This is a genomic window from Streptomyces sp. NPDC127114, from assembly GCF_042677525.1.
Classification (GTDB): domain Bacteria; phylum Actinomycetota; class Actinomycetes; order Streptomycetales; family Streptomycetaceae; genus Streptomyces.
On the sequence record NZ_JBHXTJ010000006.1, the window covers coordinates 44,566 to 65,185 of the forward strand.

Here is a 20,620-nt window from a genome sequence, read left to right on the forward strand (position 1 = left end):
CTCATTCCTGTTCGGTCGGCAGCGGGATCCGCCACTCGAGCACCGTGCCACTGTCGCGCTCCGCCCGCGCGCGGACCGACAGGGTGCCGCCCAGCCGCTCGGCCCGTTCGGCCAGGTTCCGCAGGCCACTGCGCCTGCCGCCCTGCGGAATGCCCACCCCGTCGTCGCTCACCGTCACCGCGAGCACGCCCTCGTCGGCGACGACCGACACCTCGGCCCGGCGGGCCCGAGCGTGCCGGGCCACGTTGGTGAGGGCTTCGCCGATGACCACGATGACCTGCTCGGCCGCCTCCGAGGGAACGTCCGTGTCGAGGAGGCCCTCCATGCGCAGGGCCGGGGCGAATCCGAGCGTGGTCGCCGCCTCGTCCACCGCCTTGACCACCCGGTTCCTCAGCTTCGGGGCGGTGCCAGGGGTGTCGTGTTCCCGGAGCCCGAAGATGGTCGACCGGATGATCTTGATCGTGGCGTCCAGATCGTCGATCGCCCGTCCCAGCCGCTCCACGGCCTCCGGGTGCTCGACGAACCGGCGGGCGCTCTGCAGCGTCATCCCGGTGGCGAACAGGCGCTGGATCGCCAGGTCGTGCAGGTCACGGGCGATCCTGTCACGGTCCTCCAGAAGGCTCACCTGCTCGGCGTCCCGGCGGCGGTCGGCCAGCTCGAGGGCCAGGGCCGCCTGTCCCGCGAAGCCGGGGAGAGCAGTGGTCTCCGCCCCTGTGAACGGAGACCGCCCATGGCGCCGCGCGAGGATCAGCACCCCGCTCAGCCGCTCCTTGGTGCCGACCGTGACGGCTACCGCCGGTCCGAACCCCTTCCACCGTTCGGGCTGGACAGTGATGCGCGGCTCGTTTTCGACGTCCGCCACCGTGACCAGGCCGTCCTTCTGTGTGAGGGCGGCGGCGGCCAGGGTGCCCTCGCTGCTCGGCAGGACGACACCTGCGTGCACGCGGGCTCCCTCGCCGCGGGCGAGCGAGCCCCGCAGCTCGCCGTCGTCCCCCACGAGGTAGAAGACCCCCATGTCGGCGGCCGCGATGTCGACGGCCTGCTCCAGCATCTCGTCGAGGACCTCGGTCTCCTCCACACCGGAAAGGAGGTCGCTGATGAGGTCGGAGCTGGCGGCCAGCCACCGCTGCCTGAGGCGTCCCTCCTCGTACAGACGGGCGTTCTCGATGGCGATGCCGGCCGCGACGGCCAGCGTCGTCACGACGGCCTCGTCCTCGGCGTCGAAGTCGACCCCGCCGCGCTTCTCGGTGAGGTAGAGGTTGCCGAAGACCTCGTCGCGGACCCGGATGGGCACGCCGAGGAAGGTATGCATCGGCGGGTGGTGGGGCGGGAAGCCGTACGAGGCGGGATGCTCGGACAACTCGGGAAGCCGCAGCGGTTCGGGGTTGCGGATCAGTTCACCGAGCAGGCCGTGCCCGGAGGGCAGGTTGCCGATCCGCGCCCGCAGGTCGTCTCCGATGCCGACGGGGAGGAACTCCGAGAGCTTCTTGTCGTCGCCGATGACGCCCAGGGCGCCGTACTCGGCGTCCACCAGGGTGACGGCCGCCTCCACGATGCCCCTGAGAACCTGGGGCAGGTCGAGTTCCCGGCCGACGGACATGACGGCTTCCAGGAGCCCGTTGAGCCGGTCTCTGGTGCCCCGCACCTCGTCGATGCGCGCCTGGAGCTCGTCGAGCAACTCGTCCAGTCGCAGCCGCGGAAGTTTGCTGTCCGCCGGCACCGGCCGCTCGTGCTCCATCACCACCTCCGGCCACGCCGAGCGCACGGTCTTCGCCTGACGGGCACCTCTTCACGGTAGTTCCCGTGTCCCCGACCCTCCAGCCGGGTGCGTCCTGCGAGACGATCCGACCCGGCCCCTGGAAGCCGAGTGCCTTCATGGCGCCCACCTGCTTCCTGTCGCGCGGCGCTGCGGTCCTCGTCTACCGGGCTCCGCAGAGCCCTGCGCCGGCACATGAGCCGGTCGGCCCCCGAAAGGGGCCCGCTCGGACCTCCGGAAGGGGCGGGTCCGGATGCGAAGGTGGAGACCGGTCCACTCCGAAGGAGGGCTGACCATGTCCGAGGCAGCCCCGAACGCCGCTCCCACCGCTCCGCGGCCCGCACTGCTCAGTTTCCTGGGCGGTGTGGGGACGGTCACCGGAAGCAAGTTCCTGGTCGAGAGCGACCATGCCCGGATCCTCCTCGACTGCGGTCTCTTCCAGGGTTTCGCGACCTTGCGACGCCGCAACTGGGAACGGTTCGCCCGCGACGCCACAGACGTCGACGCCGTGGTCGTCACCCATGCCCACCTGGACCACTGCGGCTATCTGCCACGCCTGGTCCGCCAGGGCTTCCGGGGACCGATCCTCACCAGTGCCCACACCGCCCGTCTCGCCGGCATCGTGCTACGCGACAGCGCCCGCCTCCAGATGGAGGCAGCGCAGCACGCCGACGAGCACGGCTGGTCCAAGCACCGCCCGGCCAAGCCTCTCTACGACGACTCCGACGTGGAGAAAACCCTGGCGTTCCTCGACCCGGTCCCGGTCGGTGAGGACGTGGAGATCATGGCCGGCACACGGCTGACGCTGCACCACGGCGGGCACATCCTGGGGTCGGCGTGGGCCCACCTGACGCTGGAGGACGGCCACACCCTGGCCGTGTCCGGGGACCTGGGGCGGCCCGGGCACCCTCTTCTGCTTCCGCCCGAGCCGTTCTCCGGTGCCGACGTGCTGCTGATGGAGTCCACGTACGGCGACCGTCGCCACGACCAGGCATCAGCCCGGTCGGGGTTCGCCGCCGTGATCGGCCGGACCCTCGCCCGGAGCGGCACCGTCGTCATCCCCGCCTTCGCGATCGACCGCACGGAGGTCGTCCTGCACGAACTGACCCTGCTGCGCGAGATCGGCGTCCTGCCCCGCTCGGTCCCCGTGTACGTGGACAGCCCCATGGCCCTGGCCGCCCTCGACGTGTACCGGGATGCGGTGCGCGAGCGGTCCACCGAGCTGCGGCCGGAGATCCTCGCCGAGGGAGAGGCCGCACTGAGCCCTGCGCCGTTCCTCGCCGCGCGTACAGTCCAGGAGTCCATCGAGATCAACGAGATCAGGGGACCCGCCGTCATCGTCTCCTCGGCCGGCATGGCGACCGGCGGTCGTGTCCTGCACCACCTGCACCGGCTGCTCCCCGACCCGCGCAACGCGGTCGTCGTGGTCGGCTTCGCCGCGGCCGGCACCCGGGCGCGGGACCTCGTGGACGGTGCCCGGACGCTCAAGATGTTCGGCGAGTACGTGCCCGTACGGGCCGAGGTCGCCGACGTCCCCCACTTCTCGGCCCATGCCGACGCCGGACAGATCATCGACTGGCTGCGCGCCGCCCCTCCCCCGCACACCACCTACCTCGTCCACGGCGAGCCGGCCGCGTCCGAGGCGCTGCGCGACCGCATCGACCACGAACTGGGCTGGACGGCCGTCGTCCCCCGCTCGGGTGAGGCCGTCCTGGTCCGCTGATGGGGGCCTTTCGGCCCCGGTGGGACCTGCGCGGCCCTCCCGGACGGCACCCGACCCGAGCGAGCCTGTGGGAAAGAGCTGGAGGACTCATGACCACCACGAGGACGCTCCTGAACGAACTCGCTCCCGAGGCGCGTGACCGCCTGCTGGACGACCTCATGCCGCGTATCGGCGCGGAACCCCTGGCCTACGCCCGATGAGGAGACGGAGTCATGGCCACCCAGCCGTTCACCGTCGCCGACGTGATGACCAAGAAGGTGGTCGCCGTCCAGCCCGGCGCGGAGTTCAAGGAGATCGTCGCCGCCATGGAGCGATGGAAGGTGACCGCCGTACCGGTTGTCGAGGGCGAGGGCCGCGTCGTCGGCGTGGTCTCCGAGGCCGACCTGCTCCTCAAAGAGGAGCTCCACGACCACCGCCTGGGTCTCGTGGAACAGATGCGCCGTCTCGACGCCACGGCCAAGGCTGGCTCTCACCGGGCCGAGGACCTGATGACCTCGCCCGCTGTCACCGTCGCTCTCGGTGCGTCCCTGCCCCAGGCCGCCCGCCTCATGGCCGCCCACCGCGTGAAACGGCTACCAGTCGTCGACGCGAGCGGCGTCATCCAGGGGATCGTGAGCCGGTCCGACCTCCTCAAGGTCTTCCTCCGCCCGGACGAGGATCTCGCCGCCGAAGTGCGTCGCGACGTCGTCGAGCACCTGTTCCCCCTCTCTCGTCGTCGGGTCGAGGTCCATGTCGATGCCGGAGTCGTGACACTGTCGGGCGAGGTCCGCGACAGCGCGCTCATCCCGCTCGCAGCTCGTCTTGCTCGCGCTGTCGAAGGCGTCGTGGACGTACGGTGCGAACTCACAGCCGAGGGTGACAGGCGATGAGGCACCGCCGCGTCGCGGATCTGATGACGCCCACGGCGGTCAGCGTCGTACCAGGCACGACGTTCAAGGAGATCGCTCGGCTCCTGGACGAGTTCGACATCACCGCGGTGTGCGTGGTGGACGAGTCGAACCGGCCTCTCGGCGTTGTCTCGGAGGCGGACCTGGTACGCCGCCGGGCCGCCGGGGCCCGGCTCGACACCGCGGGCGCGCTCATGTCGAGCCCCGCCATCGTCGCCCGACCCGAGTGGAGCGTGGTGCGGGCCGCCCGCGTGATGGACCGGGCGGGGGTGAAGCGCCTGCCCGTGGTCGACGACGAAGGGCAGCTCGTGGGCATCCTCAGCCGCAGCGACCTCGTCCAGCTGTTCCTGCGCAGGGACCGTGCGATCCAGGAGGAGATCGTCGAGGACGTGGTCACCCACACCTTGGGGCTGAGCCCGTCCGCCCTGTCGGTCGAGGTGGTGGACGGCCGGGTGACGCTCAGCGACACGGTACGGCGTCGGAGCCTCGTGCCGGTGTTTCTCAGGCTCTGCAACAGCGTCGACGGTGTCGTGGGGGTCGTCGACCGGCTCACGTACGAGGACGACGACCTGCCGAAGGAGGGAGGAGCATGAACACCCCGAGCACCCCGCATGCTCCCGTGGTGGTGACGGCCGAACTCGACGGCCGACTGTCCCGCTGGCTGTGGCTGGTCAAATGGATCCTGGTGATCCCCCACTGGATCGTGCTGTTCTTCCTCTGGATCGCCTTCATCGTCGTGACGGTGATCGCGTTCTTCGCCATCCTCTTCACCGAGCGCTTCCCGCGGGGCCTGTTCGACTTCAACCTCGGCGTGCTCCGCTGGTCATGGCGCGTGTCGTACTACTCGTACGGCGCCCTCGGCACCGACCGCTACCCACCGTTCAGTCTGGGGCCCGAGCCCGACTACCCGGCCCGGCTGGACATCGCCTACCCGGAGCGGCTCTCCCGCTCTGACCGCGCTCGCGGCGGTGCGGGATGACCAGTCCGTTGCCCGGGTATCCGCCGTCGGCGATGTGATGGACTTGCCGACGGCGGCCTTGGCGCCGACCCCTCCACATCGAGATCATCTCGCCCATACGACCGCTTCTGCTCAAGCCCGTGGTCGACAATCCTGCCATGATCGAAAGTGACCGCCACAAGGCATCCACATGTTCATTCCCTGCATGCGCAGCCGAAGCGCTTCGCCTGTTGGGCCTTGGCGCCGCAGCCGACATGTCCAAAGTCGGACGGGCGTGATCATGGCAACTGAGGGCACCACGTCGGTAGCGAAGCCGACGCCGATCGCGGCGCCCAAGCGCCATTGGCGCGGGCTGTTAATGAACCGCGACTTCATGATTGTCTGGGGCGGGTTCACCGTCTCGTCGGTAGGCACGGCGCTGTCCAACCTGGCCGTGCCGATCCTCGCGCTCGGCCTCTCCGGTTCCCCCACCATGGCCGGACTCGTGGGAGCCGCCCGGCTCGCCCCCTACCTGCTGCTGAACCTTCTGGCCGGCGTGTTCATCGACCGGTGGGACCGCCGCCGCGTCATGATCGTCGCTGACCTCGGCCGTTTCGCCGCGCTGGCGACGATCCCGGTTGCCTACGCCTTTGACAGCCTGACAATCGCGCACCTGGCAGCGGTCGCCTTCCTGGAGGGCGTCGGGCACGTCTTCTCGGCCGTCTCCCACCTGTCCGCCCTTTCGAAGCTGGTCCCCGAGGAGCAGCTGGCCTCCGCCAACGCCCTCAACGAGGTGGCCGACTCGGCAGCCGGCGTCGGCGGATCCGCCCTCTCCGGCGCCCTGATCGGCCTTGCCAAGAACTCCACGCTCGGCGCCGTCTACAGCTACGCCGTCGACGCCGTCACCTACCTGCTCTCGGGGGCCTCGCTGCTGTTCGTACGCAAGTCGTTCCAGGAGCAGCGGCCGGCCGACGAACAGCGCTCCGTGATGGCCGACCTCAAGGAAGGGATGTCGTTCCTCTGGCGGCAGCGCCTGCTGCGCCTGCTCATGGTGATGGTCACCCTGATCAACTTTCTTCAGGCGCCGCTCAACCTGGCCACCATCGTCCTGGCCACCGAGGACCTCGACATCAACGCCGGACTGATCGGCCTCATCCTCGCCGCGGTTGGTCTCGGCACGGTGGCCAGCGCGTTCACCGCGTCATGGCTGCGTGAGCGCATCAGCCTGCGCGCCCTAGCGCTCGGCTCCGTCGCCCTGTGGGCCGTCGCGGCGTCCATGATGGCCGCCGCACAGTCGATCGTCCTTCTTGCCGCCGGCGTCCTGGTAACGAACCTACTGTGGCCGATCTTCGCGGTGTCCCTGGTGACCTACCGCCTGTCGGTCACACCTGACCAGCTTCAGGGCCGCGTCAACAGCGCCTTCCGGACCCTGTCGTTCGGCGTGGAACCTCTGGGACTGGCCATCGGCGGTGCCCTGATCGCTTCCCAGGGCCCACGTTTCCTGTTCTGGGGCGCCGCAATGGGCCAGCTCGTGATCTTCCTGGGCAGCGTCGCGACGTGGCGGCGGGAGCTGGCACCAAGAACGGATACCGCCTCACTTGAGGACGCCTGAGAGACCGAGAAGTTTGTTCATAGGTGACGGTCATGCACCGTGCCAACCGAGTGGAGGGGTGTACACCGCTGGTCTGCGTCGCCGTCTCGGCAAGCCCTTGGCATTACGGGACAGCCCTTAGCCATCCGCGCCACCCCCGCCAGAAACACCCGAAAATCGCCCGGGGCGACAGGACCGAGGGCGGCGAGCGGGAAAGGCAGGCCAGGCCGGTTACGCACCCGCTTTCGAGACGGTGATGGCCCGTATCAGGGTGCCCGGCAGCGGCCCGGCAGGCCCCGAACCCGGCGCATTGCAGTGCTGGCCGACCGTGCCTACTCGTCCCGCGCGATCCGCAGTCACCTAAGGCGCCGGGGAATCCGCGCGGTCATCCCGCAGCCGTCCGACCAGATCGGCCACCGCCTGCGGGGGGACGTCGAGGGAGCTACCCGCCAGGCTCCGACCGAGAGTCCTACAAACAGCGGAACACAGTGGAGCGGTGCATCAACCGGCTCAAGCAGTGGCGCGACCTGGCCACACGTACGGACAAACTTCGCCATCGCCTACCAGGCCGCACTCTACGTCGCCGGCATCCTCATCTGGACCCGACGCTGACCAAAGAGACAGAACGTAGTGCTCGTCCGCCGGACGGACCGCCAGGATCGCCCAGCCGAGCACCCAGAGATCCGCGACGAAGGCCAGCGCGGCTGCGGCCCACAGCAGAAGGGCCAGCGGCTGCACCAGCTGCCCGACGAGCTCCCGCGCGAAAGGGAAGCGGGCCTTGCGCCGGACCTCATTCGGTCCGTGAACGGCGAGCCGGCGGACAGCCCGGCCGGAACGGTGGCCCAGTTCCCAGCGCAGCCTGGGCAGGGGCTCGCTGGGGTCGAAGGGCAGCGCCGGAGCCGGGGTGGTGCTCGGATCCGCTGCGGTTCGACCGGCAGCGTGGTCAGTCATCGTCGCCCCCGGCATCACTTTCCCGGTGCAGGCGGCCGGACCACACGGGTTCCACCTGCTCCCACTCCCGTTCCCAAGCCGCGAGTCGGTGGCATTCGCTCCGCCGCCGGACGAGGAAGACCACGCCGGCTCCCGTCACCCCGACGGCACCCGCTGCCGCGGTACCGCCCGTGAGGGAGGTGAGTGCGCGGTCCGCGGCGCTGCCCGGGGGCCGGGCGGGAGACCCTGCGTCGTCCACCCAGATCGTCACGATGCCGCCGGGGGGCGTTCTCGGTGGGACATGGATCGTCCCGGAGCGGCGGACGTGCTCCGGCTGTTCCCACACCGCCGGTGCGAGGGCCTGCGGCTGCGTGCCGTAACTGGCGACGAGGGGTGTTTCCTTGGCCGGCCCGGTGGTGGTCGCCCGCACCTGATGACGGTGGGCGGCGCGTTCGCGATCGGTCCTCGCTCCGGCGTTCCACAGCATTCCGCTGGCCACGGCGCCGCAGAACATGGCGATGATCAGGACGAGGACCAAGACGGCACGCCCGCGGGGTCCTTTCACAGGCGGAGTGGACCCGCTGCTCGAAGGCTCCTGCTGAGACATGCCGCACCTGCCGTTGGGATGATGTGGTGGGCCCATGCCCGGATTCGTTCCGGATCGCGGAAGTCGCCGCCCGGCAGGACGACGGCGTCGAAACCGTCGTCCCGGAGCGCGTTGCCGATCTCCTGGGCGATCCCGGCGGTCGCGCCGGCCTTGTGCCATAGGCTTCCAGGAGTCGCTCCGAGTTCACGACGTGGCTTCCTCGGGCGGGCTGCCGCCTCGCTTCACCGGGATGGTGCGTGCGGTGCCGGTCTCCTGCTCGGGCATCGGGACGCGGATGGTGAGGATGCCGTCCTCGTACGACGCCTCGACGTCGTCGGCCGGGATCGTGACCGGGAGACGCACGGTCCGGCGGAACGATCCGTAGCGGAACTCCGAATGCTCTTTGTCCTCCTCGCTCTCGCTGTGCTCCGCACTCACCGTGATGCGGTCGTCCTCGACGGTGATGGTGAAGTCGTCGGGGTCCATTCCGGGCAGTTCGGCCCGCAGTACGTACTCACCGGCGCCGCTGGACACCTCTACCGGAATGGAGTGCGCGGCCGTCGCGGGCCGCCAGCCGGGCAGCCCCGGAAACTCCCGGCTGAACCAGGTGTCGAAGTCGGGGAACAGGCTGTGCCTGCGTTCCATCTTGCCTCCGGCCATTGTTCTGCTCCTCGCTCCCGGGGCCCAGGGCGGTCGCCGTGGACCCGAGTCGGTACGGACGGGCCGTGGACCGGGTTACGGGGCCGGTCCGACTCCGTAAACCCATCGTCCGCCCGCGATGTCAGGTGGCGCAGCATCCAAGGGGGGCTGTAGGACGGGGCCGAGCGGGCCGTACCGGGACCGATCGGCCCATAGCGCCACGGTTTCCGGTGCTGTCAGCGGCAGATCTCCTCGACGAAGTGGCCCACCCGTTCCTCCGGGAGGTGCCGGGCCAGGTCCGCCTCGCTGATCATGCCGACCAGTCGGTGATCGTCGATCACGGGCACGCGGCGGATGCGGTGGTCCTGCATCGTGCGGAGCACCTCTTCGCTGTCGGCGTCCGCGTCCACGGTGATCGGCTTGCCCTGGGCCAGATGCCCGGCCGTCATGTGGTGGGGGTCCTTGCCCTTCGCGAGGCACTTCACCACGATGTCCCGGTCGGTGATGATGCCGTGCAGCCGGTCGTCCGGCCCGCAGATGGGCAGCGCGCCGACATCCAGTTCCCTCATGCGCCGCGCGGCGTCCATCAGAGTTTCGTTCTCCTGCACGCAGCTCGCCCCGGTGTGCATGATTTCCCTTGCGGTTGTCATGGCCGCGGCCTCCTTTCAGGCCCCCTACTCGCGATTCGGCCGATTCACCGATCATTCAGAGGAAGAGCGCCGACACCCTGATGGTGTGCACCGGGCGCAGCGGACGCCCGTTCACTCCCACGGCGGGTGGCTGGTGTTTCTCGGGGCGGCCGCCGCGCATGTCTGTGGCCGCCGGTCGACCGAGCTGGGCCGTCGGCCCGGCGTCCTGGGCCAGTCTGTGCCGTGTCTTCCTGGGCATGGTCACTCCTCCCTTCGTCCCGAGCCCTTCTCGAGCGTCGCCTCCGCGAGGGCGAAGCCCGGCAGTACGCGTATGCCCGCGGCGGCGAGCCGGTTGGTCATCTCTCCCAGCGACTCTCCCCGCGACGCGCTCTTGCCTCCCACCCGACCGACGTCCGACCGGCCCGGCTCCGTGAGCCGTACAACGCGTGCCACCGGTCCCATGACATCCTCCGTGGCTCTCGGGAGTCCTCAGTACGGGAGCGACCGGCCGGACGGGGTGCGCAGATCAAGGGGACTGGGCCTGCGGGGCTGTCGGGGCCGGGGGCTGATCCGGATGCGCTGCATGGTGCTCACCTCTCCGGGGAACCGGCGGACGGACCGGGGCCGTCCTCTCGCCCCACCGTCCCGCGCGGGGGCCGCCGCACCCCAGTGCCGAGTGGGTCAGCGGGCCGGGACCAGTCGGTCGTACGGGAACGGGACCGGTCAGCCCATGCCGGGTCGTCGGCCCGCCCCTCGCGCAGCGGGAGAGGGACGGTGATCACGGGACACATGGCGCGGTGCAGCAGGCCGTGGACCGTCGATCCCAGCCGCATGCCCGAGTAGCCGCCGCGGCCTCTGCGGCCTACGACCAGGGCGAGGGACTCCTTGGACGCCAAGGCGAGTTGCTCGACCGGGTGTCCTCGAAGGACCTCTTGGGAGATGGTGACGTCCGGATACCTCCGCGCCCACCCGGCCACCGACTCGGCCAACAGCCGACGGCGCTTGGCCAGCCCCTCGGCGACATCGTCGTGGGCGAGGACGGAAGGAGGCCAGACCCAGACGGCGCGCAGTCGTGCCTCACGCAGGCTCGCCTCTGCGACGGCGAAGGCGACCGCGGCCTGTGCGGACTCGCTTCCGTCCACGCCGACGACGAGGGCCGGCGGGTGCACGACGCTGTGTTCGGCTTCGCGGACCATGACGACGGGGCATCGGGCCCGCGCAGTCAGCGGGACGACCACGGAGCTCTCACTGAACACTTCGGCCACCCTGCCGAGACGGCGCGAGCCCACGACGACGAGTGCGGCGTTCGCCGCCAGGTCGTGGAGCACGGTCGCAGGCGCACCGTTCACCAGTTCCGTCGCGGTCCGCAGCCCGCCGTGGAGTTCTCGTACGAGGTCCTCCGCGTTGACGAGCGCCGACTCCGCTCTCAGTCGCAGGGCGCTCTGGTGGGCGAGCGCGTCGTAGCGGAGCCTGTCGTGGGCGGGCGGTACGGCAACGACCAGGCGGAGCGCCAGTCGTCTTCGTACGGCCTCGTCGGCGGCCCAGACGAGAGCGTGGATCGACTGCTCCCGCGGGTCGATTCCGAGCAGTATCTCGTTCACGTCTCCTCGACCCGTGTGGCGTAGGCGGGTGGGACGATCTCCACCGGAGAGTAGGAGTGGTGGAGCAGGACGTGGGCGACGCGCCCCAGGGACGGGCCCGCGCCCAGGACTCGGTGTTCTCTGCCCATCACGAGCAGGTCGGTGTGGGCACTCGCCTCCACCAGGATTCCGGGCGTGCTTGTGCCCGTCTCGACGTGATGGCTGACGACGAGCCCGGGGTAGAAGTCACGCACGCGGTCGGCGAGCGCTTTGATCTCGTGCACGCGCTGCAGTGCGATCTCGTCCAGGTCGTCCAGCATGGTCTCGACGCTGCCGACGTGGGTGAGCACGTTCCAGACGCTCACCAGTCGCAACACCGCCTTGCGGGCATACGCCTCGGCAGCCGCGACGAGCAGCCACCCGAGATCCGAGGCGCCGTGCACGGCCGCCGTCACCGAGCCCGACTCGGGGCGGTCGCCGTCACCACGGACGACGATCACAGGCGTCTCGGCACGCGCTGCCACGCCCAGCCCCACGGAGCCGAGCATGAGGGTCGAGAAACCGCCGAGCCCCCGGTTGCCCACCACGATCGTGCCCTCGTGGCCAGCGGCCGCCCGGAGACCGGCGACCGGCTCCCGGCGGCTCAGTTCCTCCGTGACGGCAAGGTCCGGAAAGAGCTCCTGGACAGTGCTCGCCGTCTCGATCAGCAGGTCGCGGCCCGCTTCGCGTGCCGCCTGGATCTTTTCCGCATCGGCGAAGAGAGCGTGGCGGTCGGTGTCGACGGCGTGGACGAGATGCAGGGGCCGCCCCCGGCGGTCCGCCTCGGCAGCGGCCCAGAGCACGGCCGTGCGCCCGGAAGGGGACCCGTCGACTCCCACGACGACGACGCCGAGCTCCGGGCGAGCGGGGATCTCACTGGTCATGGTTCCTCCTCCGAGGTACGCCCCTCGCTCGGGGCACGTCCCAGGGGGGCGACACCTTCCACGCTGCACCGTGGTGGGCATTCTCGGGATGGGCCGTTCGGTCCCGATCGAGGCCTGCCCGGCCCTGCTGGCGGAAGGCCGGGAGCACCAGCCTGGAATGCGGGATGTCCTCTCCGATCCGGACCACCACAGAACGGAGCGGACGCGACTGAGGAGGCAGGCCATGACTGCTCAGGTCATCGTCGGTCTGGACGGCTCGAAGGAAAGCCTCGCCGCCGTGGGCTGGGCGGCGACGGAAGCGGTGTTGCGTGAAGTGCCCCTCCGGCTGGTGCACGTGGAGGAGCGGCCGAGTACCCCTGAGGTGCCTGTGCCGTACGCCCGCACCGTGGCCGAGCGGAGCGAGAGTCTCCTGCGGGACGAGGCGAACCGCGTGCGGAAGGACCACCCCGGCCTCGAGGTCCTCACCGAGCGTGCGCGTGGCCGGCCGGCCGAGGAACTGACGGCCGCCGCGAACGAGGCGGATCTGACGGTGCTCGGATCGCGTGGGCTCGGGGGCGTCCGGGGCTTCATGGTCGGCTCGGTCTCCCTCGCCGCCGTCGGTGCGTCGCGTCGGCCCGTCGTGCTCGTGCGCGCGGAAGGCGCCCCCGTGGCTCCCGAAGGCGGAATCGTGGTCGGCGTCGACATCTACCACCCGTGCGAGGCCCTGTTCGCGTTCTCGTTCAATGAGGCCGCCCGCAGGAACACGACGCTTCGCTTCCTGCACAGCTGGACGCTTCCCGCCTCGTACGGCTACGCGGCCGCCGTGGACCCGGGCATCGGCGAGGAGCTGGGCGACCACCTCCTCGGCGGTCTGGACGACCTGGTGGCACCGTGGCGGAAGCGGTACGCGGGCGTGGACGTGGCAGCCACGGCGGTGGTGGGCTCGCCTGCCTACCAGCTGGTCGAGGCGTCGCAGAACGCGGGGCTCGTCATCGTGGGACGCAGGAGCCGAAAGGTCCCCCTCGGCACGCATCTCGGCCATGTCGCCCACGCGGTCATCCACCACAGCCCCGCGCCGGTCGCCGTCGTCCCCTTGATGTGATCGCTACGGATGACGTCGGCTCAGGGAGGGCGTGTAGCGGTCGGGATCGCCGTCGTACGTGGTGGCGCAGTGGGTGGAGCAGAAGTGGAGTGTGCCTGCGGGAGTTTCCCGGTGTTCGGGTGCGGTCGCAGGGTCGACCTCCATGCCGCACACGGGGTCGACGGCCGTCCCGAGACCGTCCGGGCCGTCCTTGCGCCGCGTGATGTCGGTCGCGGCGGTCTCGACTTCGGGCTGTGACGCTCTGCCGCCCGCTTCGGGCAGTGGTGCGGGGTGCCAGCGGCGCAGGCGGGAGGCGTTGGTGACGACGGACAGGGAGGACAGTGCCATGGCTGCCGCGGCGATGATCGGGCTGAGGCGGATGCCCCAGAGGGGGTAGAGGGCGCCGGCCGCGAGCGGGATGCCTACGGCGTTGTAGACGAGGGCGAAGAACAGGTTCTGCTTGATGTTGCGCATGGTCGCCTTCGAGAGGCGGATGGCGGTGACGACTCCGGCGAGGGAGCCGGAGACGAGGGTGATGTCCGCGGACTCGATGGCGACGTCGGTACCCGTGCCGATCGCCAGGCCCACGTCGGCCTGGGCGAGAGCGGGGGCGTCGTTGATGCCGTCGCCGACCATGCCGACCGTGCGCCCCTCGCCCTGAAGACGGCGGATCTCGTCCGCCTTGTGCTCGGGCAGAATTTCGGCCAGGACGCGGGGGATGCCGACCTGGCCGGCGATCGCGGCGGCGGTGCGGGCGTTGTCGCCGGTGAGCATCACGATGTCCGTACCGAGGTGCCGCAGGGCGGACACGGCACGGGCCGAGTCGTCCTTGACGGTGTCGGCGACGGCCAGCGCGCCGGCGGCGCGCCCGTCGGCCGCGACGAGCACCGGCGTCCTGCCCCGCTCGGACAGCCGCCCGGCCCGCTCGGCCACGTCGGTGGTGTCGACGCCGCCGTCCGCGAGGAACCGCGCCGTGCCCACGAGCACGGCGCGACCGTCCACGGTAGCCCGGACGCCCTTGCCGGTGACGGAGTCGAAGGCCGAGGCGGAGGGGACGGACAGGCCGCGGTCACGGGCGCCCTCGACGACCGCCCGGGCGAGCGGGTGCTCGCTGTCGCTCTCGGCAGCGGCCGCGAGCGCGAGCAGCTCGTCCTCGCCGAAGCCGCCGACCGGTTCCACATCGGTGAGGACCGGCCTGCCCTCGGTGACCGTGCCCGTCTTGTCCAGGACGATCGTGTCGAGCTTGTGCGCCGTCTCCAGGGCCTCGGCGGAACGGATGAGGATGCCGGCCCTCGCCCCCTTGCCGGTGCCGACCATGACCGAGAGCGGGGTGGCCAGACCGAGGGCGCAGGGGCAGGCGATGATCAGCACGGCGACGGCGGAGACCAGGGCCAGGGTGAGGGCCGGAGCGGGGCCGATCGTGTACCAGAGAGCGAAGGCGGCGATCGCGATACCGATCACCGCCGGGACGAAGTAGGCGGAGATCGCGTCGGCGAGGCGCAGCCTCCCGCGCGGCATCCGGAGATGCCACCAGGCATGGCAGGGCCCAACGGACGCTTGGGAGGAACCGTTCGGCCCCATCGCCGGGGAAACAGCAGGGAGACGATGGGAGAGAGGAAGGAGGCCCGTGATGAAGCAGAACCAATGGGGCCTGTACGCCATCGCCGTTGCGATCGCCGTCGTCGGGACCCTTGCTCTCGGCCTTCCCGTCGGCACTCTGGCGTTCCTCGGCGTCGCGCTGGCCTGCCCGCTGATGATGTTCTTCATGATGCGCGGCATGCACGGCCAGGACATGCACGACGGCCACGACGACCGGCATGAGGACCACGACCGCAACGAGTCCGGGCGCCCCTGACGGCCGGCCGAGCCGGGGCGAGTCCCGTGATCACCGTGATCGCCGCCGTCGCCGCGGGGCTGATCGCGACGGGCGTCCTCTATGAGATCGCCCGCCTGATCACCCCGGACGAGCCACGCTGCCCGCCGCTGGCCCGCGTGGCCGGACGCCGGGCCGCGCTGGACGCCGCCGAGCGGTGGGCGGTGGGCCTGCGCCTCCACGGCCGCATCGACCAGGCCGCGTACCAAGGTCGCATGGCTGCCCTCGCCCACGGACAGCGCCGCCCGCGGCCCTCGTCGCGGGCCCGTGCGGGAGGCCGTCATGGCTGACGCCGCCTTCGGCCTGTGGCCGCTGGTCGTCCTGATTTACGTGTACGTCCGCGATTACATGTACGTCCGCCTCGCCCGCAGCGAGGAACGCGAGGTCGCCGCCCGCTTCGGCGAGGCCTGGGCCGCGTATGCAGCGCGGACACCCGCGTTCCGGCCCCGCCTCGGTCCCGCACGCCGAACGGGTGGCCCCGCGCGAGTCCGGCGCACCTGCCCGCCGCCCGGAGGTGACCCGTCGTGACCGTCCTGATCCGGCTCCTGCTCGCAGGCGGCGTCCTCTCGGTGGCGGCCTCGGCCCTCCAGGTCCACCGGCGTCGCGGCCCCACCCGCTCGGTGACCGTCGCCCTGCCGGTCGCGAGCCTCCTCGCGCTGCCGGCCCTTCTGGCCGGCGAGGCTTCCGCCGCCGCCTGGGGACTGTGGGGCGCCACGGTCATCGCCGCCGCACTGACCTGGGCCGTCGCCGACACGCTGCGCGACATCCCGGCTCCCCCGCCCACCGGCTCCCGGAGGGCACGGTGACCGGCGAGACGGCCCGGACGAGCGCTGGGGAAGCCATCGCCGATGCCGCCCTCCTCACCGCGAACGGGATCGTCAAAGCGTACGGACGCGGGCTGTTCCGACGATCGTCCCTGGTGCTGCGCGGGGTGGACCTGACACTGGCGGCGGGAGAGGTCGTCGGTCTGGTCGGTGAGAACGGCTCGGGTAAGAGCACACTGATGCGGATCCTCGTCGGGGACCTGGCCCCGGACGCGGGAACGGTCACCCGCCGCGGACGGATCGGGTACTGCCCGCAGGAGCCGATCGTGTACGAGCGCCTCACCTGCGACGAACACTTCGAGCTCTTCGGCCACGCCTACGAGCTGCCCGAACAGGTCGAGCGCGCCCACCGTGCCGGGCTCTACGCCCGGCTCGGCTTCGAGAAGTACGCGGCCGCCCGCGCCGACCGGCTCTCGGGCGGGACGCTGGCCAAGCTCAACCTGGGCCTGGCGCTGCTCGCCGACCCCGAGGTGCTGCTCCTCGACGAGCCGTACGCGGGCTTCGACTTCGACACGTACCTGAAGTTCTGGGGCCTCGTCGCCGAGCGACGTCAAGCCGGCCGCTCGGTGCTGATCATCAGTCACTTCGTCACCGACGCCGAGCGCTTCGACCGTATCGTGCGGCTCCGCGACGGACGGGCGGTGGGGACATGACCACCGCCGGCCTCCTCACCCGCCGCTTCCTGACCGATGCGGCGCGCACTCCGGTGAACCTGCTGGTGCTCGTCCTCGTACCGGTCGTCTTCGTCGTCGTCGCCTCCCGCCCCCTGGCCGACGCCGCCGAGCTCCTCGGCGGCGTCGGCGGGCCCCCGGTCGAGACCGCGACGGCCGGGTGGGCCGCCGGGTTCATCGCCGCCGTCGCCATGTACTTCCAGCTGCGCGGTGCCCGCGCCGCCGACCGCCGCTTGGTCCTCGCCGGACTGGCCCCGGCCCGGCTCGTGGCCGCCCGTACGGCGACCGGCCTGGCCCTCGCGCTGCTCGCCTCGGCCGCCGCCCTGGTCGCGCTCGCCGCCCGCACCGGCCTGGGCGACACGCCCGGACGGGTCATCGCGGGGACCGTGATGTACGCCGTGATCTACCTGGCGATCGGGGCGGTGATCGGCGCCCTGGTCGCGAACCCGGTCAACGGCACCGTGCTGGTGCTGTTCGTGTGGATCCTCGACGTGTTCCTCGGACCCGTCCTCGGCGCCGCCGACCGGCCGCTCACCCGGATTCTGCCGACCCACTTCGTCACCTTGTGGATGGTGGACCTGCCGTCCGGACACGGCGGACGGGTCGGCGACCTCGGCTGGGCCCTGGCCTGGACCGCCACCGCGCTCGTGGCCGCCTGGACGGTCATCACCGCGACCAGCCGCACCGCGCACGCTCGTCGCCGCGCCGCACCCGGGTCGCGCCGGGCCCAGCTGACCGCGGGCATGAGGGCGGGCCTGCGGGAGACGGGCCGCAACCGGGTGCTGTGGGTGCTGCTCGTCGCCGTCCCCGCCGTCTTCGTCCTCCTCGCGGTCGCGACCACCCCGAGCGAATTCACCACGCTGACCGTCCCCGAGAACGGCGCCGACCGTACGGTGCGGGCCTGGCTGCCCGACATCCACGGCGGCACCATGGCCCCGATCGCCATCGGCTCGCTCGCCGCCCTGACCGGCCTGTTCACGGTCCTCGACGCCCGCGCCGCCGACCGACGGCTCGCGCTGGCCGGCTTCCGTCCCACCGCCCTGCTCGCCGCACGACTCACCGTCGTCGCCCTCGGCGCGCTCGCGGCGACGACCGCCTCCCTCGCCGTCACCGCCACCGTCTTCGACGCCCGCGACTGGCCCCGCTACATCGCCGCCAGTGTGCTCATCGCCCTCACCTACGGTCTGGTCGGGGTCCTGCTCGGCCCGGTCTTCGGACGGCTCGGCGGCATCCTCATCGCCTTCCTCGTCCCCTTCCTCGACCTGGGCATCGGCCAGAGCCCCATGCTCCGCCCCACCCCGCCCGACTGGGCCCACGCCCTGCCCGGCTACGGCGCCGGCCGCGTCCTGGCCGACGCCGCCGTGACACCCGGCTTCGACGCCACCGGTCCCCTGCTCCTCGCCCTCGCCTGGCTCGCGGGCCTCGCCCTGGCCGCCGCTGCCCTGTTCCACCGGACCGGCCGCGTCCCCGGAGGCAGGTCATGAAGACCCCCGCCGCCCGTACCGCCCGCCGACGCACCGCCCTTACAGTCGCCGCGGTCACACTCGTCGCCGGACTCACCCTCACCGCCAAGGACCTCTCCGACCAGATCATCAAGGCCCAGACCGCCGAGATCGCCCACATGCGCGACATGCTCCACGACTCCTGACCCGCGTTCTCCTCTCAGAACGCAGGACCGGGCGTACGCCGCCGACACACGAGCGCGGGGGAGAAGGGATACCGCTCGCCCTGCCTCGCGCCTCCAGGGCAACGCACGGTCCCTTGCCGTTCAGACGCGGATTCCCGTTGCCGTGTTCATCACTGGACTCCTTCCATGGTCTGCGGATTCCGCTGGGGTACGACGGCGACCGGACACGAGGCGTGGTGCAGGGTGCGGTGGGCGACCCTGCCGAGTTCCAGGCCGACGAGCCTGTCCGTGCGTCGTGCCCCGACGACCAGCAGGTCGGCGGCGGCCGAGCGCTCGGTCAGAATCGTGTGGGCGGGGCCCTCGACCGAACTCCTGCGCAGGCGGACCTGGGGATGTTCGGACGCCGCGGCCTCAAGAGCCTTGTCAAGCAGTGCGGTGGACTCTTCCGCGAAATAGACTCCCCCGGACCGCTTCATCAGCAGGTGGTCGGCCGGTCCATGCACCGGTCGTCGCCAGGCGCGGACGACGTCGAGTTCCGCGTCCCGGACCGCCGCCTCGCGGAAAGCGAACCGTACCGCCGGCGAGTCCACGTCGTGTTCTCCGACGCCGAGCAGGACTCGCTCGTGGCGCGCCTCCAGCGCCTGCCGCTCCCCACGCACGACGACGACCGGGCAGTGTGCCCGGGCGGCCACGAGGAGGCCGACGGATCCGAGCAGAACATCGGCGAACTCGCCGCGCCCCCGGGACCCCACGACGAGGATCGAGCCGTTCCGGCCCTCCCTGAGCAGCCCGGTGGAGGGGTCCTCAGCGAGGACATCCGTGGTGACAGACAGGTCGGGTGCACGACGCCGGGCGCGTTCGGCCGCGACGCCGACGATGTTCTCGGCGAGGACCTGGCCCGAGGGCCGGTCCGTGGCCCAGGTCGGGACGACTCCTTCGTACCGTTCCCACAGCGAGGCGTGGACGATCCGCAGGGGAAGCCCGTGCCGTACCGCTTCGTCGACGCCCCAGTCCAAAGCCGTGAGACTGGCATCGGACCCGTCGACTCCTACCACCAGGGGCGACTCCATCGTGCCCACCGCCTTCCGGGTCGAGTGGTGACCTGCTGCCACGCTCGCACCGCGCTGCGGGCGCTCGGTAGGGCCGGTCGGCCCTGGGTGTGGTCCGCCCCGGACCCACGCGTGGAGGTGGCCTTCAGAGACGACTGAAGGAGGGGCCCATCCGCTTCTCGCGGATCCTGATCGCGCGGTGCGCGGCTCGAAGCCGCTTCCCCGCGTCCCTGGGGCGAGCCCCTCCTCACTTTCAGGAAAGCACCGGGCCCAAGGTCCGTGCCAGGGCTGCCCGGGTCCGGACGTGCCCCTTTCGGCCCTAGCCGCCGACGCCCGGCGGCGGCACGCTCTCAGCAACAGGACTCGGGGAGCAGGAGTACCGGAGGCCGGTCATGAAGCACCCACGTACCGTCGACGACGTGATGACCCATGCGGTGATCTCCGCCAGGCTCGACGCACCGGTCAAGGAGATCGTCCGGTCCATGCGGCGCTGGGGTGTGAGCGCGGTTCCCGTGCTGTCGGCCGAGGGGCGGGTGGTCGGCGTGGTGTCCGAGGCGGACATTCTCGGGAAGGTTCCGGGAGAGAACCAGGACAGCGTGCGATCGGTGACGGCGGGTAGCTTGATGTCGGCGCCGGCCGTCACCGTGCCGCGCGGTGCCACGATCGCCGGGGCGGCGCGGCTGATGGGGCGGGGTAGTCTCAAGCGGCTTCCCGTGGTGGACGAGGGCGGCCGCCCGGTCGGTGTCGTCAGTCGGGGCGACCTGCTCAAGGTCTACCTGCGCTCCGACGCGGAACTCGCCGAGGACGTGAGGCACGAACTCCTCACGCACCTGATCCCGGAAGGCGACGCCTCCCTCACCGTACGGGTCGCGGACGGCGCGGTGACACTCACCGGGCGCCTTCCCCCGTCCGTATCCGCGGACCTGGCCCTGCGGCTCGCCCGAGCGGTGCCAGGCGTGGTGGACGCGGCCGCGGAGTTCACGACCGCGTAGCGGCCTTCGTGTCATGCGTCGGAAAGTGCTGGACCCGCGCGTCCGGGCCCGGGAACACCAGGGTGACCCGGCCCGTGTCCGACCATCGGACGTCGAAGGGGGGAGTTCCGTCGGCGCGGTGCAGCCCGACGATCTCACCGTCACGCCGCTCGTTCCCGACCGTGGCACCGCCCACGATCAACCGGTCGCCGACATGAGCCCACAGTCCGACGCGTGGCCTCTCCTGGCCTCGCCGTGTTTCAGTCGCAGTCACGGTTCTCGCCTCCCGGCCCCGCGCGCCCGGCCGTCCTCCCGAGACCGGCGCTCTCGCCTCCACCGTGCGTCCTGGCCGGCCGACCGTCAT

The 20,620-nt window shown here is 71.2% G+C and carries 22 protein-coding genes and 5 pseudogenes; 15 read left to right on the forward strand and 12 right to left on the reverse strand.

Annotated elements, in window-relative coordinates; genetic code table 11:
* Window position 1: 1 nt before the first annotated feature.
* Window positions 2-1,738 carry a GAF domain-containing sensor histidine kinase gene (locus ACFVGS_RS08375; protein WP_384414466.1) on the reverse strand — a complete coding sequence of 579 codons (1,737 nt, stop codon included), beginning with the start codon at window positions 1,736-1,738 and terminating at the stop codon, window positions 2-4.
* A 313-nt stretch (window positions 1,739-2,051) separates the two neighbouring features.
* Here ACFVGS_RS08375 and ACFVGS_RS08380 point away from each other — a divergent pair, with 313 nt between their 5' ends.
* The 4 genes and pseudogenes from ACFVGS_RS08380 to ACFVGS_RS08395 form a co-directional block, all read left to right on the forward strand.
* Window positions 2,052-3,479: an MBL fold metallo-hydrolase RNA specificity domain-containing protein gene (locus ACFVGS_RS08380; protein WP_385691625.1), complete on the forward strand. Its 1,428-nt coding sequence runs from the start codon at window positions 2,052-2,054 to the stop codon at window positions 3,477-3,479.
* Between the two features lie 212 nt (window positions 3,480-3,691).
* Complete coding sequence (locus ACFVGS_RS08385; protein WP_385691629.1) at window positions 3,692-4,348, forward strand: CBS domain-containing protein; 657 nt, start codon at window positions 3,692-3,694, stop codon at window positions 4,346-4,348.
* Window positions 4,345-4,959 carry a CBS domain-containing protein gene (locus tag ACFVGS_RS08390; RefSeq protein WP_385691631.1) on the forward strand — a complete coding sequence of 205 codons (615 nt, stop codon included), beginning with the start codon at window positions 4,345-4,347 and terminating at the stop codon, window positions 4,957-4,959. The genes ACFVGS_RS08385 and ACFVGS_RS08390 overlap by 4 nt, the downstream gene beginning before the upstream one ends.
* A pseudogene (locus ACFVGS_RS08395) lies at window positions 4,875-5,315 on the forward strand (DUF4389 domain-containing protein); the annotation flags it as partial. The gene ACFVGS_RS08390 and the pseudogene ACFVGS_RS08395, both read left to right, overlap by 85 nt.
* Here the strand turns inward: ACFVGS_RS08395 and ACFVGS_RS08400 are convergent.
* Window positions 5,314-5,411 (reverse strand): annotated as a pseudogene (locus ACFVGS_RS08400) (IS5/IS1182 family transposase); the annotation flags it as partial. The pseudogenes ACFVGS_RS08395 and ACFVGS_RS08400 overlap by 2 nt on opposite strands.
* Window positions 5,412-5,604: 193 nt before the next feature.
* Here ACFVGS_RS08400 and ACFVGS_RS08405 point away from each other — a divergent pair.
* On the forward strand, window positions 5,605-6,915 hold the full coding sequence (locus tag ACFVGS_RS08405) for an MFS transporter (protein ID WP_385691933.1): 1,311 nt from the start codon (window positions 5,605-5,607) through the stop codon (window positions 6,913-6,915).
* 196 nt (window positions 6,916-7,111) lie between these two features.
* Window positions 7,112-7,506 (forward strand): annotated as a pseudogene (locus ACFVGS_RS08410) (transposase); the annotation flags it as partial.
* Between the two features lie 96 nt (window positions 7,507-7,602).
* Here ACFVGS_RS08410 and ACFVGS_RS08415 read toward each other — a convergent pair.
* The 7 genes and pseudogenes from ACFVGS_RS08415 to ACFVGS_RS08445 all read right to left on the reverse strand — a co-directional run.
* Window positions 7,603-7,860, reverse strand: a pseudogene (locus tag ACFVGS_RS08415) (cation-transporting P-type ATPase); the annotation flags it as partial.
* Entirely contained in the window at window positions 7,838-8,389 is a 552-nt protein-coding gene (locus ACFVGS_RS08420; protein WP_385691634.1) for a hypothetical protein, read from the reverse strand. The pseudogene ACFVGS_RS08415 and the gene ACFVGS_RS08420, both read right to left, overlap by 23 nt.
* A 225-nt stretch (window positions 8,390-8,614) precedes the next feature.
* Window positions 8,615-9,070 (reverse strand): Hsp20/alpha crystallin family protein, encoded by a 456-nt coding sequence (locus ACFVGS_RS08425; protein ID WP_384414360.1) that lies wholly within the window; start codon window positions 9,068-9,070, stop codon window positions 8,615-8,617.
* 215 nt (window positions 9,071-9,285) lie between these two features.
* Window positions 9,286-9,699 (reverse strand): CBS domain-containing protein, encoded by a 414-nt coding sequence (locus tag ACFVGS_RS08430; RefSeq protein ID WP_384414357.1) that lies wholly within the window; start codon window positions 9,697-9,699, stop codon window positions 9,286-9,288.
* 55 nt (window positions 9,700-9,754) lie between these two features.
* Window positions 9,755-9,937: a hypothetical protein gene (locus ACFVGS_RS08435; protein ID WP_384414353.1), complete on the reverse strand. Its 183-nt coding sequence runs from the start codon at window positions 9,935-9,937 to the stop codon at window positions 9,755-9,757.
* A 331-nt stretch (window positions 9,938-10,268) separates the two neighbouring features.
* Complete coding sequence (locus ACFVGS_RS08440; protein ID WP_385691637.1) at window positions 10,269-11,279, reverse strand: universal stress protein; 1,011 nt, start codon at window positions 11,277-11,279, stop codon at window positions 10,269-10,271.
* Window positions 11,276-12,181, reverse strand: a complete 906-nt coding sequence (locus tag ACFVGS_RS08445; RefSeq protein WP_384414347.1) for a universal stress protein — start codon at window positions 12,179-12,181, stop codon at window positions 11,276-11,278. Before ACFVGS_RS08445 ends, ACFVGS_RS08440 begins: the two co-directional genes overlap by 4 nt.
* A gap of 223 nt (window positions 12,182-12,404) precedes the next feature.
* On the opposite strand from ACFVGS_RS08445, the gene ACFVGS_RS08450 reads away from it, so the two are divergent.
* Window positions 12,405-13,262 (forward strand): universal stress protein, encoded by an 858-nt coding sequence (locus ACFVGS_RS08450; RefSeq protein WP_384414345.1) that lies wholly within the window; start codon window positions 12,405-12,407, stop codon window positions 13,260-13,262.
* 3 nt (window positions 13,263-13,265) lie between these two features.
* Here ACFVGS_RS08450 and ACFVGS_RS08455 read toward each other — a convergent pair whose 3' ends face one another.
* Window positions 13,266-14,759 carry a heavy metal translocating P-type ATPase gene (locus ACFVGS_RS08455; protein WP_384414342.1) on the reverse strand — a complete coding sequence of 498 codons (1,494 nt, stop codon included), beginning with the start codon at window positions 14,757-14,759 and terminating at the stop codon, window positions 13,266-13,268.
* 112 nt (window positions 14,760-14,871) lie between these two features.
* On the opposite strand from ACFVGS_RS08455, the gene ACFVGS_RS08460 reads away from it, so the two are divergent.
* From ACFVGS_RS08460 to ACFVGS_RS08490, 7 genes are read left to right on the forward strand one after another with little or no spacing between them, the layout of a single operon-like run.
* The gene (locus tag ACFVGS_RS08460) at window positions 14,872-15,096 is read left to right on the forward strand and encodes a DUF2933 domain-containing protein (protein ID WP_384414339.1); all 225 of its coding nucleotides are present in this window, start codon (window positions 14,872-14,874) and stop codon (window positions 15,094-15,096) included.
* A 26-nt stretch (window positions 15,097-15,122) separates the two neighbouring features.
* Window positions 15,123-15,404, forward strand: a complete 282-nt coding sequence (locus ACFVGS_RS08465; protein WP_384414337.1) for a hypothetical protein — start codon at window positions 15,123-15,125, stop codon at window positions 15,402-15,404.
* Window positions 15,397-15,642 (forward strand): hypothetical protein, encoded by a 246-nt coding sequence (locus tag ACFVGS_RS08470; RefSeq protein ID WP_384414334.1) that lies wholly within the window; start codon window positions 15,397-15,399, stop codon window positions 15,640-15,642. Before ACFVGS_RS08465 ends, ACFVGS_RS08470 begins: the two co-directional genes overlap by 8 nt.
* Window positions 15,639-15,920, forward strand: a complete 282-nt coding sequence (locus tag ACFVGS_RS08475; RefSeq protein ID WP_384414331.1) for a hypothetical protein — start codon at window positions 15,639-15,641, stop codon at window positions 15,918-15,920. Before ACFVGS_RS08470 ends, ACFVGS_RS08475 begins: the two co-directional genes overlap by 4 nt.
* Window positions 15,917-16,591: an ABC transporter ATP-binding protein gene (locus tag ACFVGS_RS08480; RefSeq protein WP_384414329.1), complete on the forward strand. Its 675-nt coding sequence runs from the start codon at window positions 15,917-15,919 to the stop codon at window positions 16,589-16,591. Before ACFVGS_RS08475 ends, ACFVGS_RS08480 begins: the two co-directional genes overlap by 4 nt.
* Window positions 16,588-18,093, forward strand: a complete 1,506-nt coding sequence (locus ACFVGS_RS08485; RefSeq protein WP_384414326.1) for an ABC transporter permease — start codon at window positions 16,588-16,590, stop codon at window positions 18,091-18,093. Before ACFVGS_RS08480 ends, ACFVGS_RS08485 begins: the two co-directional genes overlap by 4 nt.
* Entirely contained in the window at window positions 18,090-18,257 is a 168-nt protein-coding gene (locus tag ACFVGS_RS08490) for a hypothetical protein (RefSeq protein ID WP_384414323.1), read from the forward strand. The genes ACFVGS_RS08485 and ACFVGS_RS08490 overlap by 4 nt, the downstream gene beginning before the upstream one ends.
* 149 nt (window positions 18,258-18,406) lie before the next feature.
* Here ACFVGS_RS08490 and ACFVGS_RS08495 read toward each other — a convergent pair whose 3' ends face one another.
* On the reverse strand, window positions 18,407-19,306 hold the full coding sequence (locus tag ACFVGS_RS08495; protein ID WP_384414464.1) for a universal stress protein: 900 nt from the start codon (window positions 19,304-19,306) through the stop codon (window positions 18,407-18,409).
* Window positions 19,307-19,677: 371 nt separating this feature from the next.
* On the opposite strand from ACFVGS_RS08495, the gene ACFVGS_RS08500 reads away from it, so the two are divergent.
* Window positions 19,678-20,277: a CBS domain-containing protein gene (locus ACFVGS_RS08500; RefSeq protein ID WP_385691642.1), complete on the forward strand. Its 600-nt coding sequence runs from the start codon at window positions 19,678-19,680 to the stop codon at window positions 20,275-20,277.
* 25 nt (window positions 20,278-20,302) lie between these two features.
* Here ACFVGS_RS08500 and ACFVGS_RS08505 read toward each other — a convergent pair.
* A pseudogene (locus ACFVGS_RS08505) lies at window positions 20,303-20,482 on the reverse strand (DUF1918 domain-containing protein); the annotation flags it as partial.
* Window positions 20,483-20,620 lie beyond the last annotated feature (138 nt).

What these genes read in the sequence shown, in the direction of transcription:
- ACFVGS_RS08445 (WP_384414347.1), bottom strand. Translation starts at nt 12,181, where the DNA reads ATGACCAGTGAGATCCCCGCTCGCCCGGAGCTCGGCGTCGTCGTCGTG.
- ACFVGS_RS08425 (WP_384414360.1), bottom strand. Translation starts at nt 9,070, where the DNA reads ATGGCCGGAGGCAAGATGGAACGCAGGCACAGCCTGTTCCCCGACTTC.
- ACFVGS_RS08380 (WP_385691625.1), top strand. Translation starts at nt 2,052, where the DNA reads ATGTCCGAGGCAGCCCCGAACGCCGCTCCCACCGCTCCGCGGCCCGCA.
- ACFVGS_RS08405 (WP_385691933.1), top strand. Translation starts at nt 5,605, where the DNA reads ATGGCAACTGAGGGCACCACGTCGGTAGCGAAGCCGACGCCGATCGCG.
- ACFVGS_RS08485 (WP_384414326.1), top strand. Translation starts at nt 16,588, where the DNA reads ATGACCACCGCCGGCCTCCTCACCCGCCGCTTCCTGACCGATGCGGCG.
- ACFVGS_RS08455 (WP_384414342.1), bottom strand. Translation starts at nt 14,759, where the DNA reads ATGCCGCGCGGGAGGCTGCGCCTCGCCGACGCGATCTCCGCCTACTTC.
- ACFVGS_RS08495 (WP_384414464.1), bottom strand. Translation starts at nt 19,306, where the DNA reads ATGGAGTCGCCCCTGGTGGTAGGAGTCGACGGGTCCGATGCCAGTCTC.
- ACFVGS_RS08490 (WP_384414323.1), top strand. Translation starts at nt 18,090, where the DNA reads ATGAAGACCCCCGCCGCCCGTACCGCCCGCCGACGCACCGCCCTTACA.
- ACFVGS_RS08460 (WP_384414339.1), top strand. Translation starts at nt 14,872, where the DNA reads ATGAAGCAGAACCAATGGGGCCTGTACGCCATCGCCGTTGCGATCGCC.
- ACFVGS_RS08500 (WP_385691642.1), top strand. Translation starts at nt 19,678, where the DNA reads ATGAAGCACCCACGTACCGTCGACGACGTGATGACCCATGCGGTGATC.
- ACFVGS_RS08435 (WP_384414353.1), bottom strand. Translation starts at nt 9,937, where the DNA reads ATGCCCAGGAAGACACGGCACAGACTGGCCCAGGACGCCGGGCCGACG.
- ACFVGS_RS08390 (WP_385691631.1), top strand. Translation starts at nt 4,345, where the DNA reads ATGAGGCACCGCCGCGTCGCGGATCTGATGACGCCCACGGCGGTCAGC.
- ACFVGS_RS08430 (WP_384414357.1), bottom strand. Translation starts at nt 9,699, where the DNA reads ATGACAACCGCAAGGGAAATCATGCACACCGGGGCGAGCTGCGTGCAG.
- ACFVGS_RS08450 (WP_384414345.1), top strand. Translation starts at nt 12,405, where the DNA reads ATGACTGCTCAGGTCATCGTCGGTCTGGACGGCTCGAAGGAAAGCCTC.
- ACFVGS_RS08385 (WP_385691629.1), top strand. Translation starts at nt 3,692, where the DNA reads ATGGCCACCCAGCCGTTCACCGTCGCCGACGTGATGACCAAGAAGGTG.
- ACFVGS_RS08470 (WP_384414334.1), top strand. Translation starts at nt 15,397, where the DNA reads ATGGCTGACGCCGCCTTCGGCCTGTGGCCGCTGGTCGTCCTGATTTAC.
- ACFVGS_RS08375 (WP_384414466.1), bottom strand. Translation starts at nt 1,738, where the DNA reads ATGGAGCACGAGCGGCCGGTGCCGGCGGACAGCAAACTTCCGCGGCTG.